Source organism: Caballeronia sp. LZ062, from assembly GCF_031450785.1.
GTDB lineage: Bacteria > Pseudomonadota > Gammaproteobacteria > Burkholderiales > Burkholderiaceae > Caballeronia.
Map to the genome: position 1 here is coordinate 1,001,180 of NZ_JARTWB010000002.1, position 16,318 is coordinate 1,017,497.

General features: G+C 64.8%; 14 protein-coding genes. 12 read left to right on the top strand and 2 right to left on the bottom strand.

Annotated elements, in window-relative coordinates:
• Nucleotides 1–173 precede the first annotated feature (173 nt).
• The 11 genes from P9239_RS10760 (at nucleotide 174) to P9239_RS10810 (ending at nucleotide 12,933) form a co-directional block, all read left to right on the top strand.
• Nucleotides 174–1,349, top strand: a complete 1,176-nt coding sequence (locus P9239_RS10760; protein WP_309750560.1) for an RluA family pseudouridine synthase — start codon at nucleotides 174–176, stop codon at nucleotides 1,347–1,349.
• Nucleotides 1,346–2,188 carry a peptidoglycan editing factor PgeF gene (gene pgeF / locus P9239_RS10765; protein ID WP_309750562.1) on the top strand — a complete coding sequence of 281 codons (843 nt, stop codon included), beginning with the start codon at nucleotides 1,346–1,348 and terminating at the stop codon, nucleotides 2,186–2,188. The genes P9239_RS10760 and pgeF overlap by 4 nt, the downstream gene beginning before the upstream one ends.
• A 298-nt stretch (nucleotides 2,189–2,486) precedes the next feature.
• Nucleotides 2,487–4,541, top strand: coding sequence for a class I poly(R)-hydroxyalkanoic acid synthase (gene phaC / locus P9239_RS10770; protein ID WP_309750564.1), 2,055 nt, complete (start codon nucleotides 2,487–2,489; stop codon nucleotides 4,539–4,541).
• A gap of 62 nt (nucleotides 4,542–4,603) precedes the next feature.
• Nucleotides 4,604–5,785 (top strand): acetyl-CoA C-acetyltransferase, encoded by a 1,182-nt coding sequence (locus P9239_RS10775; RefSeq protein ID WP_309750567.1) that lies wholly within the window; start codon nucleotides 4,604–4,606, stop codon nucleotides 5,783–5,785.
• Nucleotides 5,786–5,878: 93 nt separating this feature from the next.
• Nucleotides 5,879–6,619: a 3-ketoacyl-ACP reductase gene (locus tag P9239_RS10780; RefSeq protein WP_309750569.1), complete on the top strand. Its 741-nt coding sequence runs from the start codon at nucleotides 5,879–5,881 to the stop codon at nucleotides 6,617–6,619.
• A 161-nt stretch (nucleotides 6,620–6,780) separates the two neighbouring features.
• The gene (gene phaR / locus P9239_RS10785) at nucleotides 6,781–7,356 is read left to right on the top strand and encodes a polyhydroxyalkanoate synthesis repressor PhaR (protein ID WP_309750570.1); all 576 of its coding nucleotides are present in this window, start codon (nucleotides 6,781–6,783) and stop codon (nucleotides 7,354–7,356) included.
• 172 nt (nucleotides 7,357–7,528) lie between these two features.
• Nucleotides 7,529–8,866, top strand: coding sequence for a 30S ribosomal protein S12 methylthiotransferase RimO (gene rimO, locus P9239_RS10790; RefSeq protein ID WP_309753992.1), 1,338 nt, complete (start codon nucleotides 7,529–7,531; stop codon nucleotides 8,864–8,866).
• 3 nt (nucleotides 8,867–8,869) lie between these two features.
• Complete coding sequence (locus P9239_RS10795) at nucleotides 8,870–9,793, top strand: sugar kinase (RefSeq protein WP_309750572.1); 924 nt, start codon at nucleotides 8,870–8,872, stop codon at nucleotides 9,791–9,793.
• 38 nt (nucleotides 9,794–9,831) lie between these two features.
• Nucleotides 9,832–11,016 (top strand): beta-ketothiolase BktB, encoded by a 1,185-nt coding sequence (gene bktB / locus P9239_RS10800; RefSeq protein WP_309750575.1) that lies wholly within the window; start codon nucleotides 9,832–9,834, stop codon nucleotides 11,014–11,016.
• Nucleotides 11,017–11,038: 22 nt separating this feature from the next.
• A complete protein-coding gene (locus tag P9239_RS10805) occupies nucleotides 11,039–11,707 on the top strand; it encodes a hypothetical protein (RefSeq protein WP_309750577.1) in 669 nt (222 codons plus the stop codon).
• Nucleotides 11,708–11,739: 32 nt separating this feature from the next.
• Nucleotides 11,740–12,933: a cystathionine beta-lyase gene (locus P9239_RS10810; protein ID WP_309750578.1), complete on the top strand. Its 1,194-nt coding sequence runs from the start codon at nucleotides 11,740–11,742 to the stop codon at nucleotides 12,931–12,933.
• A gap of 26 nt (nucleotides 12,934–12,959) precedes the next feature.
• Here P9239_RS10810 and serB read toward each other — a convergent pair whose 3' ends face one another.
• Together serB and P9239_RS10820 are read right to left on the bottom strand one after the other, a co-directional pair.
• Entirely contained in the window at nucleotides 12,960–13,799 is an 840-nt protein-coding gene (gene serB, locus P9239_RS10815) for a phosphoserine phosphatase SerB (protein ID WP_309750580.1), read from the bottom strand.
• 390 nt (nucleotides 13,800–14,189) lie between these two features.
• Nucleotides 14,190–15,146 carry a LysR substrate-binding domain-containing protein gene (locus P9239_RS10820; RefSeq protein WP_309750582.1) on the bottom strand — a complete coding sequence of 319 codons (957 nt, stop codon included), beginning with the start codon at nucleotides 15,144–15,146 and terminating at the stop codon, nucleotides 14,190–14,192.
• A 121-nt stretch (nucleotides 15,147–15,267) separates the two neighbouring features.
• Between P9239_RS10820 and P9239_RS10825 the strand changes: the two genes are divergently transcribed.
• Complete coding sequence (locus P9239_RS10825; RefSeq protein ID WP_309750584.1) at nucleotides 15,268–16,284, top strand: zinc-binding alcohol dehydrogenase family protein; 1,017 nt, start codon at nucleotides 15,268–15,270, stop codon at nucleotides 16,282–16,284.
• Nucleotides 16,285–16,318 lie beyond the last annotated feature (34 nt).

Here is a 16,318-nt window from a genome sequence, read left to right on the forward strand (position 1 = left end):
GCGGCGGTGCTTCCGGTGCAGTCTTTGCGCACGGCGCGCTGCTCGGTCGATCGCGTAGTGTCTCGTCGTCTCGCAGCTTGCAACGGTCACGCGTGGCGACTCGTCAGGCGGTCGGCTTCGATCGAGGCCGTGGCCGTGGGTCGTGGCCGACTCCCCGTCAATCTCTCGTTCAAATGACCCGCTCAAGTACTCGTCGTACCAAAGACCAACTCAAAGATTATAGCCCATGCGCTACCCGTGACGACTCGGCTTTGCCCGAATCGGAAGGCGGCGCGGGCGGGCAGGCAGGCGCCGATGCGCCGCGCACCGCGCGCGTGCCCGACGAACTCGCGGGCGACCGGCTCGACAAGGTTCTCGCCAAGGTTTTCCCGGAATTCTCGCGCAGCCGCCTGCAAAGCTGGATCGAAGAGGGCCGGGTGCTCGTGGACGGCGCGAGCGCGAAGGTGCGCCAGCCCGTGCCGCTCGGCGCCACTATTTCGCTCGTCCCGGACCTGCTGCCCGAGCAACTCGCCTTCACGCCGGAGCCGGTGCCGCTCGACATCGTCTATGAAGACGAGACGCTCGTCGTCATCAACAAGCCGGCCGGTATGGTCGTGCATCCTGCAGCCGGAAACTGGAGCGGCACGCTGCTTAACGGCCTGCTGCACCGGTACGGCAACGCGGCCGCCGGCCTGCCGCGCGCGGGCATCGTGCATCGGCTGGACAAGGAGACCTCGGGACTGATGGTCGTCGCGCGCACGCTCGAAGCGCAAACGGACCTCGTGCGCCAGTTGCAGGCGCGCACGGTCAAGCGCCGCTACGTCGCTTTCGTGTGGGGCAGGATGCCGGAGGACGGCACGATCGACGCGCCCATCGGCCGCGACCCGCGCGAACGCACGCGCATGGCCGTGGTGCAGAGCGCGGCGGGCAAGCCGGCGCGCACGCATTTTCGGACCATCGACCGCGCGACGTGGCAAGGCCAGCCGGTCAGCGCGATCCACTGCGATCTGGAGACGGGCCGCACGCATCAGATTCGCGTGCATTGTGCGCACGTCGGGCATCCGCTGCTGGGCGATCCGGTCTACGGGCGCGCGCGCGGCAAGCGTTCGGTGACGCCGCTGCCCGACGGCTTCGCGCGCCAGGCGCTGCATGCGTGGCGGCTCGGACTGGTTCATCCGCTGACGGGCAAGGCCGTGCACTGGCGCGCCGACGTGCCCGACGATATGACCGCGCTCGCCGCGGAACTCGGTTTCGGACGCGACGACGAAGCGGAATTCGACGACGAAGACGAAGACGAAGGATTTGTGCAGGTCTACGAGGCGGATGACGACTGGGAAGAAGGCGACGATTACGAGGACGACGAAGAATGACCGACTCACACGCCGAAACGCCGTCCGCATTGGACCCGGAACATTGCCTCTGGCCGCAATGGCGCGTGGCGCCGCGTGTTCGCGCCTTCGTGACAACGCGCGCGGGCGGCGTGAGCGACGCACCGTATGACGGCGGCGCGCCGCAAGCGGGCGGACTGAACCTGGGCCTATCGACGGGCGACGCGCCCGATGCGGTGCTGGAGAACCGCCGCCGCGCGCTGGCACTGACCGACGCCCGCGATGCCGCGTGGCTCGAACAGGTCCACGGCACGCAGGTAGTGGACGCGTACGCCGTTATCGAAGCGCGCGCTGGCGGGCCGACGCGCGCCGACGCGAGCGTCACGGATCGTCCGGGCATCGTCTGCGTCGTGATGACGGCGGACTGCCTGCCGGTCCTCTTCTGCGATGACGAAGGCCGCGCAGTCGGTGCCGCCCATGCGGGCTGGCGCGGGCTGGCGGGCGGCATCGTCGAAAAGACGGGCGAGCGCGTCGCGGCGCTCGCGGGCGCGCCGGCATCGACATTGAACGCGTATCTCGGACCGGCCATCGGACCGGGGGCGTTCGAAGTCGGCGAAGACGTGCTCGAAGCGTTCGTCGCGGCGAGCCGGGCCGATCGCCGCGATGCGACCGCTGCGGCATTCAAATCAGGAGAAACGCGCGGCAAATACTTCGCGGACATCTACGCGCTCGCGCGTTTGCGCCTCGCCGAAATCGGTGTGAACGCGTCACGCATTCACGGCGGAACGCACTGCACGGTGACGGAAGCATCGCGCTTCTATTCCTACCGGCGCGATCGCGTGACGGGCCGCATGGCCGCGATGATCTGGCTCGCCGATTGATTCGGAAGCGGCTTTACCGCGCGCCGAAAAACGCGCGGTAAACAGGCATTTCTTTCATGGGGGAAAACGATAATTATAAAAACATCGCGCTGCGGCAAAATCGGGACGAAGCATTGACATGCTTGACGCCCCAGCGCAAGAATGTTCCCAGAATGTGTTCAATCGGGCACGGCGTGGCGAGGGCGGCTTCTGCCCGGCGCGCAAAGGCGCACCCATACTTTTCGCGCGCTGGCCGAAACGGCCCGGCAATGCCTGCATCAGCAATCAGTCTTTCGAGACTCAGAGGTCAAAGGCGGGTATGGCTTCCAAAACATCTTCCACATCTTCCCGCTCCCGTTCCGCCGAAGAAAGCACCCCGGCGCAGCAGCCAGCAGCCGACAACACGGCAGGCGTACAGCAAGCGTTCGAGCAATGGCTGAATGCGTGGCGCGCCGTGGCCGATCCGGCTCAATGGGCCAAATTCAGTCAACAGACGAATCCTGCGGCTGACGGTTCGCCGTCGGGCGGCGGCGCGTCGGCTTCGGCTCCATTCGGCGGTTTTCCGTTCCAGGGTTTCGGCGGTCTGCCAGGGGCGCTTCCAGGCACGCTTCCCGGTGGATTTCCGACCGCGTTTCCCACCATCGCCAGCATGCCGCAGATGCCGGACCTCACGAAGATGAACGGTCTGGCGGAATTCGCGAAGCTCGCGAGCAGCATGCCGGGCTTCGGCGCGTCGATGCAGGGCCTGCCGACCTTGCCGAAGATTCCGACTGCGGCCATCGCGCCCGAGCGCCTGCATCAGCTGCAAAGCGACTACACGCGCGACGTGACCGAACTCATGAAGCAGGCGAGCGGCCAGAGCATCGACCCGTCGGCGCTCAAGGATCGGCGCTTCAAGGACACCGCCTGGCAATCGACACCCGCGTTCGCATTCACGGCCGCGTGGTATCTGCTGAACGCGCGGTATCTGCAAGAATTGGCCGATGCAGTCCAGAGCGACCCGAAGACGCGCGAACGCATTCGCTTCGCCGTGCAGCAATGGGCCGCTGCTGCCGCGCCGAGCAACTACCTCGCGCTCAATCCCGAAGCGCAGAAGGCGCTCATCGAGAGCAAGGGCGAAAGCCTGCGGCAGGGCATGCTGAACCTGCTCAACGACATGCAGCGCGGCAAGATTTCGCAGTCGGACGAATCGGTGTTCGCCATTGGCAAGAACGTCGCGACGACCGAAGGCGCGGTGGTGTACGAGAACGAGCTCATGCAGCTCATTCAGTACAAGCCGCTCGCGCCGAAGGTCTACGCGCGGCCGCTTTTGATCGTGCCGCCGTGCATCAACAAGTTCTACATTCTGGATCTCTCGCCGGAAGGCTCGCTCGTGCGTCATGCGCTCGAATCCGGCCAGCAGGTGTTCATGATCTCGTGGCGCAATGCGGACCAGTCCATCGCGGACAAGACATGGGACGATTACGTCGGCGATGGCGTGATGCAGGCGATGCGCGCTGTCTCCGACATCTCCGGCGCGGACAAGATCAACACGCTCGGCTTCTGCATCGGCGGGACGCTGCTCGCCACGGCGCTCGCGGTCGAAAAGGCGCGCGGCAACGAGCCGGCCGCGTCGATGACCTTGCTCACCTCGATGCTCGACTTCTCCGACACGGGCGTGCTCGACGTGTTCGTCGACGAGGCGCACGTGGCGATGCGCGAGCAGACCATCGGCGGCAAGAACGGCGCGCCGCCGGGACTCATGCGCGGCATCGAGTTCGCCAATACGTTCTCGTATCTGCGCCCGAACGATCTGGTGTGGAACTACGTCGTCGATAACTACCTGAAGGGCCGCACGCCGCAAGCGTTCGATCTGCTCTTCTGGAACAGCGATTCAACGAATCTGCCCGGTCCCATGTGCGTCTGGTATCTGCGCAACACGTATCTGGAGAACAAGCTGCGCGAGCCGGGCGCGGTGACGGTGCTGGGCGTGCCCATCGACTTGTCGACCATCACGACGCCCACATTCATCTACGGTTCACGCGAAGACCATATCGTGCCGTGGAAATCGGCGTATGCTTCGGCGCCGCTGCTGTCCGGGCCGCAGACCTTCGTGCTCGGCGCATCCGGGCACATTGCGGGCGTGATCAATCCGCCGTCGAAGAACAAGCGGAGTTTCTGGATGCTCGACGGCGCGGGCGAGCGCCTGCCGGAGACTGCCGACGCCTGGTTCGACGCCGCGAGCGAGCATCCCGGCAGCTGGTGGCCCACGTGGACGCAGTGGCTTGCGAAGCAGTCCGGCGAGCAGCAGACGGCAAGCGCAGGGCTCGGCTCGAAGGATTATCCTGTGATCGAGGCGGCGCCGGGCCGTTACGTCCTGAAGCGCGACAGTTGATCGGCGCGAACGGATCAGCCGCGGGCAAACCGCTCTAACATTCGATGCCAAAGGAAACGGAAATGACTGACGTAGTGATCGTATCGGCCGCGCGCACAGCGGTCGGCAAATTCGGCGGCTCGCTCGCGAAGATCGCGGCGCCGGAACTGGGCGCTACCGTGATTCGCGCCGTGCTCGAACGCGCGGGTCTCAAGCCCGAACAGATAAGCGAAGTCATTCTGGGCCAAGTGCTGACGGCAGGCTCAGGCCAGAACCCGGCGCGTCAGTCGGTGATCAAGGCGGGCTTGCCCGAAATGGTCCCCGGCATGACGATCAACAAGGTCTGCGGCTCCGGCTTGAAGGCAGTGATGCTCGCCGCCAACGCGATCATCGCGGGCGATTCGGAGATCATCGTCGCGGGCGGTCAGGAGAACATGAGCGCGGCGCCGCACGTGCTGCCGGGTTCGCGCGACGGCTTTCGCATGGGCGACGCGAAGCTGATCGACTCGATGATCGTCGATGGTCTGTGGGACGTCTATAACAACTACCACATGGGCACCACGGCAGAAAACGTCGCAAAGGAATACGGCATCACGCGCGAGGCGCAGGACGCGTTCGCCGCGCTTTCGCAGAACAAGGCCGAAGCTGCTCAGAAGTCGGGCCGCTTCAACGACGAAATCGTGCCCGTGTCGATTCCGCAGCGCAAAGGCGAGCCGATCCAGTTCGCCAGCGACGAATTCGTGCGCCACGGCGTCACGGCCGAAGCGCTCGCGGGACTCAAGCCCGCGTTCTCGAAGGAAGGCACGGTGACGGCCGCGAACGCATCGGGTATCAACGACGGCGCGGCGGCGGTGGTCGTCATGTCGGCGAAGAAAGCCGAGGCGCTCGGTCTCACGCCGCTTGCGCGCATCAAGGCTTACGCGAGCGCGGGCGTCGATCCGAAAATCATGGGCATGGGTCCGGTGCCGGCATCGAAGCGCTGTCTGGAGCGCGCGGGCTGGAGCATCGACGATCTCGATCTGATGGAGATCAACGAAGCGTTCGCCGCGCAGGCGCTCGCGGTCCACAAGCAGATGGGCTGGGATCAGGAAAAGATCAACGTGAACGGCGGGGCGATCGCGATCGGCCATCCGATTGGCGCGTCGGGCTGCCGCATTCTGGTCACGCTGCTCCACGAAATGCAGAAGCGCGATGCGAAGAAGGGCCTCGCGTCGCTGTGCATCGGCGGCGGCATGGGCGTCGCGCTGGCCGTCGAGCGGCCGTAAGAGGGGAAGCGGCTGCGAGCGGCATCGCACAACGGAAGGGACAAGCGGGCGGCGCTCTCGGGCGCGCGCCGCATAACGAAAAGGGAGTCGAGCATGACGAAGCGCGTAGCGTATGTAACGGGCGGGATGGGCGGCATCGGCACCAGCATTTGCCAGCGGCTGCACAAGGACGGCTTCACGGTCGTCGCGGGCTGCGGGCCGAATTCTCCGCGCCGGGTGAAGTGGCTCGAAGATCAGAAGGCGCTCGGTTTCGACTTCATTGCCTCCGAGGGCAACGTCAGCGATTGGGAATCGACCAAGAACGCGTTCGACAAGGTGAAGGCCGAAGTCGGCGAAGTCGACGTGCTCGTGAACAACGCGGGCATCACGCGCGACGTCGTGTTCCGCAAGATGACGCACGATGACTGGACCGCGGTCATCGACACGAACCTGACGAGCCTCTTCAACGTCACGAAGCAGGTGATCGACGGCATGGTCGAGCGCGGCTGGGGCCGCGTCATCAATATTTCGTCGGTGAACGGGCAGAAGGGCCAGTTCGGCCAGACGAACTATTCGACGGCCAAGGCCGGCATTCACGGCTTCACCATGGCGCTCGCGCAGGAAGTGGCGACCAAGGGCGTGACGGTCAACACGGTCTCGCCGGGCTACATCGGCACGGACATGGTGAAGTCCATTCGCCCGGAAGTGCTGGAGAAGATCGTCGCGACAATTCCGGTGCGGCGTCTCGGCACGCCGGACGAGATCGGCTCGATCGTCGCGTGGCTCGCGTCGGAGGAATCGGGTTTCTCCACCGGGGCGGATTTTTCGCTCAACGGTGGATTGCACATGGGCTGACGGGCCGCGATCGCAGGCGGGGCGCATGGGGCGCCCGCGCCGGCGAATGCCGCCTGCCGGATACATCAACGATGCGGCGAACCCGCAGCAACGCTTTTTTGCGACAACGCAAGACATGCTTGCTGCCATCGCAGTAAAGTCTCGCGTTTTGAAGGCGTTCAATGACCACCACGACTACTACAAAGAAATCCGCCGAACGACTCATCAAAAAATATCCGAACCGGCGGCTCTATGACACGGAGACGAGCACCTACATCACGTTGTCCGACGTGAAGCAGCTCGTGCTCGATCAGGAAGACTTCAAGGTGCTCGACGCCAAGTCCAACGACGACCTGACGCGCAGCATACTCCTGCAGATCATTCTGGAAGAAGAGAGCGGCGGCCTGCCGATGTTCTCGTCCGTGATGCTCTCGCAGATCATCCGCTTCTACGGCCACGCCATGCAGGGCATGATGGGCACGTATCTGGAGAAGAACATCCAGGCGTTCATCGACATTCAGCAGAAGCTCTCCGAGCAGAGCAAGGGCATCTACGACGGCAACGCGCTCAACCCGGAAGTGTGGTCGCAGTTCATGAACATGCAGGCCCCGATGATGCAGGGCATGATGACGAGCTACATCGAGCAGTCGAAGAACATGTTCGTGCAGATGCAAGAGCAGATGCAGAATCAGGCGAAAACGATGTTCAACACGTTCCCGTTTCCGACACCGACTGCGCCGTCAGGAGAAAAGAAGTAGGGTAGCCGGGCGTTCTCGCTTCGGGCGAGCGGCCCGGAACGGCTTTCGGGATGCTCCGGGGTAAAATACGGGATTGGCCTCGTGCGTCCGGCGACGCCCCTCATCCGACCGTTTCCCCGTGAAAAATTCCACAGATTCAATCGTCAAGACGAATTCCGCGCCGAAGATCGGCATGGTCAGCCTCGGCTGCCCGAAAGCCCTCGTCGATTCGGAGCAGATCATCACCCAGTTGCGCGCCGAGGGTTATCAAATCTCCGGCAGCTATGACGGCGCCGACCTCGTCGTCGTCAACACGTGCGGCTTTATCGACGAAGCCGTGCAGGAAAGCCTCGACGCCATCGGCGAGGCGCTCAACGAAAACGGCAAGGTCATCGTGACCGGCTGCCTCGGCGCGAAAAAGAGCGCGAGCGGCAGCGGGCTCATCGAAGAAGTGCATCCGAAGGTGCTGGCCGTCACCGGCCCGCACGCGACCAACGAAGTGATGAACGCGGTCCACGCGCACTTGCCGAAGCCGCACGATCCGTTCGTCGATCTCGTGCCGCCCGCCGGCATCAAGCTCACGCCGCGCCACTACGCGTATCTCAAGATTTCCGAAGGCTGCAACCACCGTTGCACGTTCTGCATCATTCCGTCGATGCGCGGCGATCTCGTTTCGCGTCCCGTCGCGGAAGTGATGCTCGAAGCCGAGAATCTCTTCAAGTCGGGCGTGAAGGAACTCCTCGTCATCTCGCAGGACACGAGCGCGTATGGCGTCGACGTGAAGTACCGCACGGGTTTCTGGAACGGCAAGCCGCTCAAGACGCGCATGACGGAACTCGTCGGTGCGCTGGGCGAACTGGCCGCGCAGTACGGCGCGTGGGTCCGCCTGCACTACGTGTATCCGTATCCGAGCGTCGATGAAGTCATCCCGATGATGGCGGAAGGCCCGCTCAAGGGGCACGTCTTGCCGTATCTCGACGTGCCGTTCCAGCACGCGCATCCCGAAGTGCTCAAGCGCATGAAGCGCCCGGCCAACGCCGAAAAGGTGCTGGAGCGCGTGAAGGCCTGGCGCGCCATGTGCCCGGATCTGACGATTCGCAGCACGTTCATCGCGGGCTTTCCGGGCGAGACGGAAGAGCAGTTCCAGACGCTGCTCGACTTCATCGAGGAAGCGGATCTGGATCGCGTCGGCTGCTTCGCGTATTCGCCAGTCGAAGGCGCCACCGCCAACGAGCTCGACGGCGCGCTGCCCGACGAGCTGCGCGAGGAACGCCGCGCGCGTTTCATGGAACTGGCCGAGGAACTGTCGGCGAAGCGCATGAAGAAGAAGGTCGGCAAGACGCTGAAAGTGCTGGTCGATGAAATCAGCGCGGAAGGCGGAATCGGGCGCACGGCAGCGGATGCGCCGGAAATCGACGGCGTCGTGTATATCGCGCCGCCGACGAAGGCGTCGAAGCGCTACAAGGCGGGCGACTTCGTTTCGGTGAAGATCACGGGCGCGGACGGCCACGATCTCTGGGGCGAGGTCTGATCGATGACCCCGCAAACGCCGCACATCCTCGCGCTCGGCGAGGCGATGATCGAGTTCAATCAGTCCAAGCGTGACGAGCCGGCGTATCTGCAAGGCTTCGGCGGCGACGTGTCGAATTTCCTGATTGCGGCGGCGCGGCAGGGCGCCGCGACCGGCTTCGTTTCGGCGGTCGGCAACGATGGTTTCGGGCAACTGCTGCTCGATCTGTGGCGCGCGGAGAACGTCGATACGTCCGCCGTTCGCGTCGATCCGGACGCGCCAACGGGCGTTTATTTCGTGTCTCACGGCCCGAGCGGGCATCGCTTCGACTATCTGCGCGCGGGGTCGGCGGCGAGCCGCTATGCGCCGTCGCATCTGCCGCTCGACATGATCGCGGCGGCGAAAGTGGTGCATCTGTCGGGTATCAGTCTCGCCATCGGCGCGAGCGCGTGCGATGCCGCGTTCGCCGCCATCGACCATGCGCGCATCAACGGCGTGCAGGTCAGCTTCGACACGAACCTGCGCTTGAAGCTCTGGCCGCTCGCCCGCGCCCGCGCGGTGATGCTCGAAGCGATCCGCCGGAGCGACATCTGCCTGCCGAGCTGGGACGACGTCACCGTGCTCACGGGCCACGAAGACAAAGACGCCATCGTCGACACGCTGCTCGCGCTCGGCCCGAAGATTATCGCGATGAAGCTCGGCCGCGAAGGCGCGTATATCGCGACTCCGGACGAGCGGCGCGTGGTGCCGGGCCGTGTCGTGAACGCGGTCGATGCGACCGGCGCGGGCGATTGCTTCGGCGGCGCATTCATCGCGCGGCTGGTTGCGGGCGACGATCCTTTCACTGCGGCGCACTACGCCAACGCGGCGGCGGCCTTGTCGACGCAGGGTTTCGGCGCGGTTGCGCCGATTCCAGACCGGGCGGCCGTCGAACGCGCGCTGGCGTGAGCTCTCAAAAAAATCACTCGATAGAAACAGGAGACGACATGGAACGCGAAGTGGTGGTGGCAAGCGGCGTGCGCACGGCAATCGGCGATTTCGGCGGCGCGCTCAAGGATTTCACGCCGACCGATCTCGGCGCGCGCGTGGTGCGCGAGGCGCTGTCCCGCGCGAACGTCGCGGGCGAGGAAGTCGGACACGTCGTGTTCGGCAACGTGATCCAGACCGAGCCGCGCGACATGTATCTCGCGCGCGTCGCGGCGCTCGACGGCGGCGTGTCGCAGCACGCGCCCGCGCTCACCGTCAACCGGCTGTGCGGCTCGGGCTTGCAGGCGATCGTCTCCGCCGCGCAGTCGATTCTGCTCGGCGATGCGGATATTGCCATCGGTGGCGGCGCGGAAAGCATGAGCCGCGCGCCTTACGTGATGCCCGCCGCGCGCTTCGGTCAGCGCATGGGCGATGCCCGCGTCGTCGACATGATGCTCGGCGCGCTGAACGACCCGTTCCACAAGATTCACATGGGCGTGACGGCGGAGAACGTCGCGAACAAGTACGGCATCACGCGCGAGGCGCAGGACGCGCTCGCGCTGGAATCGCACCGTCGCGCGGCCAACGCCATCGAAGCCGGTTATTTCAAGGAGCAGATTCTGCCGATCACGCTGGCATCGAAGAAGGGCGACACCGTCTTCGACCGCGACGAGCATGTGCGCATGAACGCGACGGCGGAAGACTTCGCGAAGCTGAAGCCGGTCTTCGCGAAGGAGAACGGCACGGTGACGGCGGGCAACGCGTCCGGCATCAACGACGCGGCGGCGGCCGTCGTGCTGATGGAGCGCGGCGTGGCCGAGAAGCGCGGCGCGCGGCCTCTCGCGCGGCTCGTCGCTTACGCGCACGCGGGCGTCGATCCGACGATCATGGGCATCGGTCCTGTGCCGGCCACGCGCAAGGTGCTGGAGCGCGCGGGCCTCTCCGTCGACGATCTCGACGTGATCGAAGCCAACGAGGCGTTCGCCGCGCAAGCCTGCGCGGTCACGCAGGAACTGCGGCTCGATCCCGCGAAGGTGAACCCGAACGGCTCGGGCATTTCGCTCGGACATCCGATTGGCGCGACCGGCGCGCTCATCACGGTGAAGGCGCTGTACGAACTGCAGCGCATCGGCGGGCGGTATGCGCTCGTGACCATGTGCATCGGCGGCGGGCAGGGCATCGCGGCGATTTTCGAGCGTATCTGACGTGGTATCGAAGGGAAGAAGGATGAAGGAAGCATTCAGGCGGCCGGGCTTGCCGGTCGCGGTCACGATCATCGCCGGCTTGACCGCGGCGTTCGCGCTCGCGGGCTGCAATTCGCCGATGCCGCCGGATTCGTCGGCGGCGGCGTCCACTAGCGCCGCCCGGAGCGCCCCGAGCGGCGAATCGTACGGCGCGGACAAGGCGATTCGGACACTCGCGCTGCCGCCGCAGAAACCGCTTTCGCCGAACCCGGAGTACGCGCATTTTCCGCGCTACGTGGGCACGCTCGGCGGCAGGCAGATCGAGATGAAGCTCGGCGCCAAGACCGACGATGCGTCCGGCGTGCACGGAGAATATCGCTTCGCCGACAGTTCCTCGGTGATTCTCGTGGCGGGCGACCGCGACGGCGAAACGCTCGAAATCGAGGAATCGAACGACGGGACGCACATCACCGGCAACTGGGTCGGCAAGTTCGAGGCAGACGGAAGCGTTTCGGGCGAGCGCATGGATCCGGACGATTCGAATGCGCAGCCTTTCGAGTTGCGGCCTGCCGTGGCCGGCGTCATGCTTCCGCGCCTGCCTGCGGGCAATGCTGCGCCTGCCGCGCCATCGCTTGAGCCGGCGCCTCCTGCGCTGCCGCCGTCGCCGCCGAACGCCGTCGGCGGCACGAGCAACGTCATCATCGGCGAATAAAGCCTTCTCTCATCTCCGCTCACAGCAAGCCCATGACCGATTCCAGCAGCAAGGACCGCGACCTGCAAACGCGCATCGTGCAGCCGAACGACCGCATCACGCCCGGCTTCGAGTCGTTCGCCGTGCCGGTGGCGCGGGCATCGACGGTCGTTTTTCCCGACCTGGCAACCATGCGCGCGCTCGTCTGGAGCGATGACGCCAAGTGGCGCTACGGTCTGCACGGCACGCCCACGACGATTGCGCTCGCGCAGCGGCTCGCGGCCATCGAGGGCGGCGATCATGCGCTCTTGCAGCCGTCCGGCCTCGCGGCGATTTCGAACGTGTACTTCGGCCTCGTCAAAGCGGGCGATCATGTGCTCGTGCCGGACAACGCCTATTCGCCGAATCGCGAACACGCGGACTGGCTCGCCGCCGATTTCGGTCTCGAAGTCAGCTACTACGATCCGATGATCGGCGCCGGCATCGCCGATTTCATCCGTCCGAACACGAAGCTCATCTGGCTCGAAGCGCCCGGCTCGGTCACGATGGAAGTGCAGGACGTGCCCGCTATTACCACGGTCGCGCGCGCACGCGGCATCGTGACCGCGATCGACAACACGTTCTCGGCAGGACTCGCGTTCAAGCCGTTCGATCACGGCGTCGATATCTCGGTGCAGGCGCTGACGAAGTATCAGTCGGGCGGCAGCGACATTCTGATGGGCGCAACGATCACGCGCGATGTCGAACTGCATAAGAAGCTCAAGCGCGCGCGGATGCGTCTGGGCGTAGGCGTGTCGGCGGACGATGCATCGCTCGTCGCGCGCAGCCTGCCTTCGATGAAACTGCGTTACGGAGCGCATGACCGCTCGGCGCTCGCGCTCGCACGCTGGCTCAAGACGCGTCCGGAAGTGGCGGCGGTCCTGCATCCGGCGCTGGACGATTGCCCCGGCCACGCGTTTTTCGAACGCGACTTTTCGGGCGGTGCGGGCGGATTGTTCTCGATCGTATTCGATGCCCGTTACAGTGCCGCTCAGGTCGATGCGTTCGTCGAGGCGCTCGAGTTGTTTTCCATCGGCTGGAGCTGGGGCGGCGCGCATAGCCTCGCGATGCCGTACAACGTGCGCTCGATGCGCACCGCGTCGCAATGGCCGCACGAAGGCGTGCTCGTGCGGCTGTACGTGGGTCTGGAAGACGAAGCGGACTTGCGCGCGGATATCGAATCCGCGTTCGGCAAGGCGCTCGGATAACGCGACGGACGATACGATCGCCTGGTTCAGAACAGGCGAAGCAGTCCGTCCAGTCCGACGAAGTTGAACGCGACGCTCGCCGACTCACGCACGACGGGCTTCGCGCGAAACGCCACCGACAGGCCGGCTTCGGCCATCATCTTGAGATCGTTGGAGCCGTCGCCCATCGCAATTGCGCGCTTAGGATCGATGCCGATCTTCTCGCACGTTTCGCGCAGCGTGCGCGCCTTTACGTCGGCATTCACGATCTCGCCGACGACCTTTCCGGTCAGTTTGCCATCGATGATTTCGAGAGTATTCGCCCGCGTGTAGTCGAGACCGAGCCGCGCTTTCAGCCGCTCGGTGAAGAACGTGAATCCGCCCGACACGAGCAGCGTCTTGAGCCCCGCCGCGCGCGCGCCTTCGAGCATGCGCTCCGCGCCCGGCGACAATCGCAGCCGTTCTTCATAGACGCGTTCGAGCGCCGCCGCGTCGAGGCCCTTCAGCAGCGCGACGCGGCGCGTGAGACTCTCGTTGAAGTCCTTGATTTCGCCGCGCATCGACGCCTCCGTGATCGCGGCGACTTCGGCCTTCAGCCCGCAAAAGTCCGCGATCTCGTCGATGCATTCGATCGTGATGAGCGTCGAATCCATGTCCATCGCAACGAGGCCGAAGTCGGAAAGCCGCGCTTGCGGCTCGATGTAGGCGTAGTCCAGCGCGTGTGTTCCGCAATAGGCATCTATATCGGGACGCTGGAGCACATCGGCATCGTCGAGACGCACGAGCGTGTCGTCGATGCGCGAGGCCGCGCGCGAGCGGGCGAGGGCGGCGAGCGGCCTCAGGTGCGAATCGGCGATCGGGGCGGGGCTTTGGATGACGAGGTTCATCGGAGGGTTCTTTCGTGCGATGGCGCGGGAAGCGGGTATTGTACGGGCGAGGGCGTTGGTTCAACGCGGGGCGGGGAGTCTCGGCGTTTGTATGCGACATTCGGCATGCAAACGCGAGAGTCTCTACCGGATGACAGCAGCCGGCTCGACACTTCAATACGGCGGCCCGTTGAATCGTTTCGCGAGATGTACGGGAAGGAGCGCTGCTTCGACGCCGGGCGGCAGCGTCGGCATTTTGCATGCGGCACCCGGCATGCAAAACGCAATACCCAATATGGCCGCTCGTCAAACCGCTTCACGGAATGTGCGGGCGGGGGGGCGTTGTTCCGACGCCGGACGGGCAGTCTCGGCGTTTTGCATCCGGCATCCTGCATGCAAAACGCAAACTCCCTACCGCATGACCGCAGCCGGCTCGACATCCCAATACGGCGGCTCGCCAAACCGTTTCGCGAGAAACTCGATGAACGCCAGCGTCTTCGGCGGTACGAAAGCGCGACTCGGATACACCGCCCAGATCGCGACCGTTTGCGCCACCGGATAATCATCGAGCACTGTGACAAGCTCGCCGCTCGCGAGCAACGGCGCGACGCTCCACGTCGACTTCAGCCCGATGCCGATGCCCGCCGCAAGTGCATCGCGGATCACTTCGCCGTTGTCCGTCACGAGCCGGCCGGACACGCGCACGTCGGTCACGCCCGTCGGCGTGACGAAGCTCCAGTCGCGCTGATCCGCCAGAATCACGCATTCGTGCAGCGCAAGATCCGCCGGATGACGCGGCGTGCCGTGTTGCTCCAAATATGCAGGCGACGCGCACAACACGCGCCGGTTGCTCGCGAGTTTGCGCGCGACGAGCGTCGAATCCTTCAGCGCGCCGATGCGTATCGCGAGATCGATGCCTTCATCGACGAGATCGACAATCTGATCCGTCATGCGCAAGTCCATCGTGACGCCCGGATACTGCTCGAGGAAAGCCGGAATCAGCGGCGAAATGTGCTGACGGCCGAGCGAAGAAGGCATCGTCACGCGCAGCCGGCCGTGCGGTTGCGCCAGCGCCCGGCCGACGGAAGCGCGCGCCGCTTCGGCGGCGTCCAGCAACGCACGCGCATGCGCCGCGAAGATCTCGCCTTCCTGCGTGACGCTGACACGCCGCGTCGTCCGATGCAAAAGGCGCGCGCCGAGCATACGCTCCAGCCCTGCAATCCGCGCGCTCGCCACGGCGGGCGACAAACCGAATTCCCGGGCCGCCGACGACAGATTCGCCAGCGCCGCAGCCCGCATGAACAGGCTCACGTCGAGCAGATCAAGCCGGTCCCGCGTGGGGCCTTCGAGCCATGCATCGCTCGCCATTCGATGGATTTCCCGAAAAATGTTTCAAGCATTATGGCGGTTTTCCGGAAGCGTGGCGCGGGCTACCATGCGCCTACCGTTTGCATGAAGAATTCAATTCACCTCGAACCAAGGACACATCATGAAAGCCATCGGTCTGACCCGCTACTTGCCGATCTCCAATCCCGAATCGCTCGTGGATGTCGAACTCGATAAACCCGCACCGACCGGCCGCGATCTGCTCGTGAGAATCGAGGCTATCGCGGTCAATCCGGTCGACACGAAAGTGCGCGCGCCGAAGGACAAGGTCGAAGAAACGCCGCGCGTGCTCGGCTGGGACGCGGCCGGCGTCGTGGAAGCGGTCGGCCCGGACGTCTCGCTCTTCAAGGCGGGCGACGAGGTCTACTACGCCGGCGACATCACGCGGCAAGGCGCGAACAGCGAGTTCCACCTGATCGATGAACGCATCGTCGGCGCGAAGCCGAAGTCGCTCGACTTCACGCACGCGGCCGCGCTCCCGCTCACCACCCTCACTGCGTGGGAAGCCCTGTTCGACCGGCTGAAGGTGTCGGCCGAAGGCAAGGACGCCGAGAAGACCGTGCTCATCATCGGCGGCGCGGGCGGGGTCGGCTCCATCGGCATTCAACTGGCGAAGCAGGTGGCGAAGCTGCACGTCATCGCGACGGCTTCGCGGCCCGAATCGGCGAAATGGGCGACGGAGCTGGGCGCGGATCGCATCGTCGATCACTTCGGCGACATCCCGGCGCAATTGAAGGAGGCCGGCATTCCGCAAGTCGATTACGTGCTCATCTTCAACGACACCGACAAGCATTTTCCGGCCGCGGCGGAAGTCGTGAAGCCGCAGGGCAGCATCTGCACGATCGTCGAGAATGCAGCGCCGCTCCCCGTCGAACTGTTGAAGGCGAAGAGCGCGGCGTTCCACTGGGAATTCATGTTCACGCGCGCGATGTTCCAGACGCCCGACATGATCGAGCAACACAAGCTGCTTTCCGAAGTGGCGCGGCTGATCGACGCAGGCGTGATCCGCACGACGCTCGGCAAGAACCTCGGGAAGATCAATGCGGCCAATCTCAGGGAAGCGCATCGCCTTTTGGAAGAAGGGCGTGCGATCGGCAAGCTCGTATTGACGGGATTCTGAAACGCTTCCGCGCATTTTTTCCGGAGTGCGCGTG

What these genes read in the sequence shown, in the direction of transcription:
- P9239_RS10820 (WP_309750582.1), bottom strand. Translation starts at nt 15,146, where the DNA reads ATGGCGAGCGATGCATGGCTCGAAGGCCCCACGCGGGACCGGCTTGAT.
- pgeF (WP_309750562.1), top strand. Translation starts at nt 1,346, where the DNA reads ATGACCGACTCACACGCCGAAACGCCGTCCGCATTGGACCCGGAACAT.
- phaC (WP_309750564.1), top strand. Translation starts at nt 2,487, where the DNA reads ATGGCTTCCAAAACATCTTCCACATCTTCCCGCTCCCGTTCCGCCGAA.
- P9239_RS10795 (WP_309750572.1), top strand. Translation starts at nt 8,870, where the DNA reads ATGACCCCGCAAACGCCGCACATCCTCGCGCTCGGCGAGGCGATGATC.
- serB (WP_309750580.1), bottom strand. Translation starts at nt 13,799, where the DNA reads ATGAACCTCGTCATCCAAAGCCCCGCCCCGATCGCCGATTCGCACCTG.
- P9239_RS10810 (WP_309750578.1), top strand. Translation starts at nt 11,740, where the DNA reads ATGACCGATTCCAGCAGCAAGGACCGCGACCTGCAAACGCGCATCGTG.
- phaR (WP_309750570.1), top strand. Translation starts at nt 6,781, where the DNA reads ATGACCACCACGACTACTACAAAGAAATCCGCCGAACGACTCATCAAA.
- P9239_RS10825 (WP_309750584.1), top strand. Translation starts at nt 15,268, where the DNA reads ATGAAAGCCATCGGTCTGACCCGCTACTTGCCGATCTCCAATCCCGAA.
- bktB (WP_309750575.1), top strand. Translation starts at nt 9,832, where the DNA reads ATGGAACGCGAAGTGGTGGTGGCAAGCGGCGTGCGCACGGCAATCGGC.
- rimO (WP_309753992.1), top strand. Translation starts at nt 7,529, where the DNA reads ATGGTCAGCCTCGGCTGCCCGAAAGCCCTCGTCGATTCGGAGCAGATC.
- P9239_RS10760 (WP_309750560.1), top strand. Translation starts at nt 174, where the DNA reads ATGACCCGCTCAAGTACTCGTCGTACCAAAGACCAACTCAAAGATTAT.
- P9239_RS10780 (WP_309750569.1), top strand. Translation starts at nt 5,879, where the DNA reads ATGACGAAGCGCGTAGCGTATGTAACGGGCGGGATGGGCGGCATCGGC.
- P9239_RS10775 (WP_309750567.1), top strand. Translation starts at nt 4,604, where the DNA reads ATGACTGACGTAGTGATCGTATCGGCCGCGCGCACAGCGGTCGGCAAA.
- P9239_RS10805 (WP_309750577.1), top strand. Translation starts at nt 11,039, where the DNA reads ATGAAGGAAGCATTCAGGCGGCCGGGCTTGCCGGTCGCGGTCACGATC.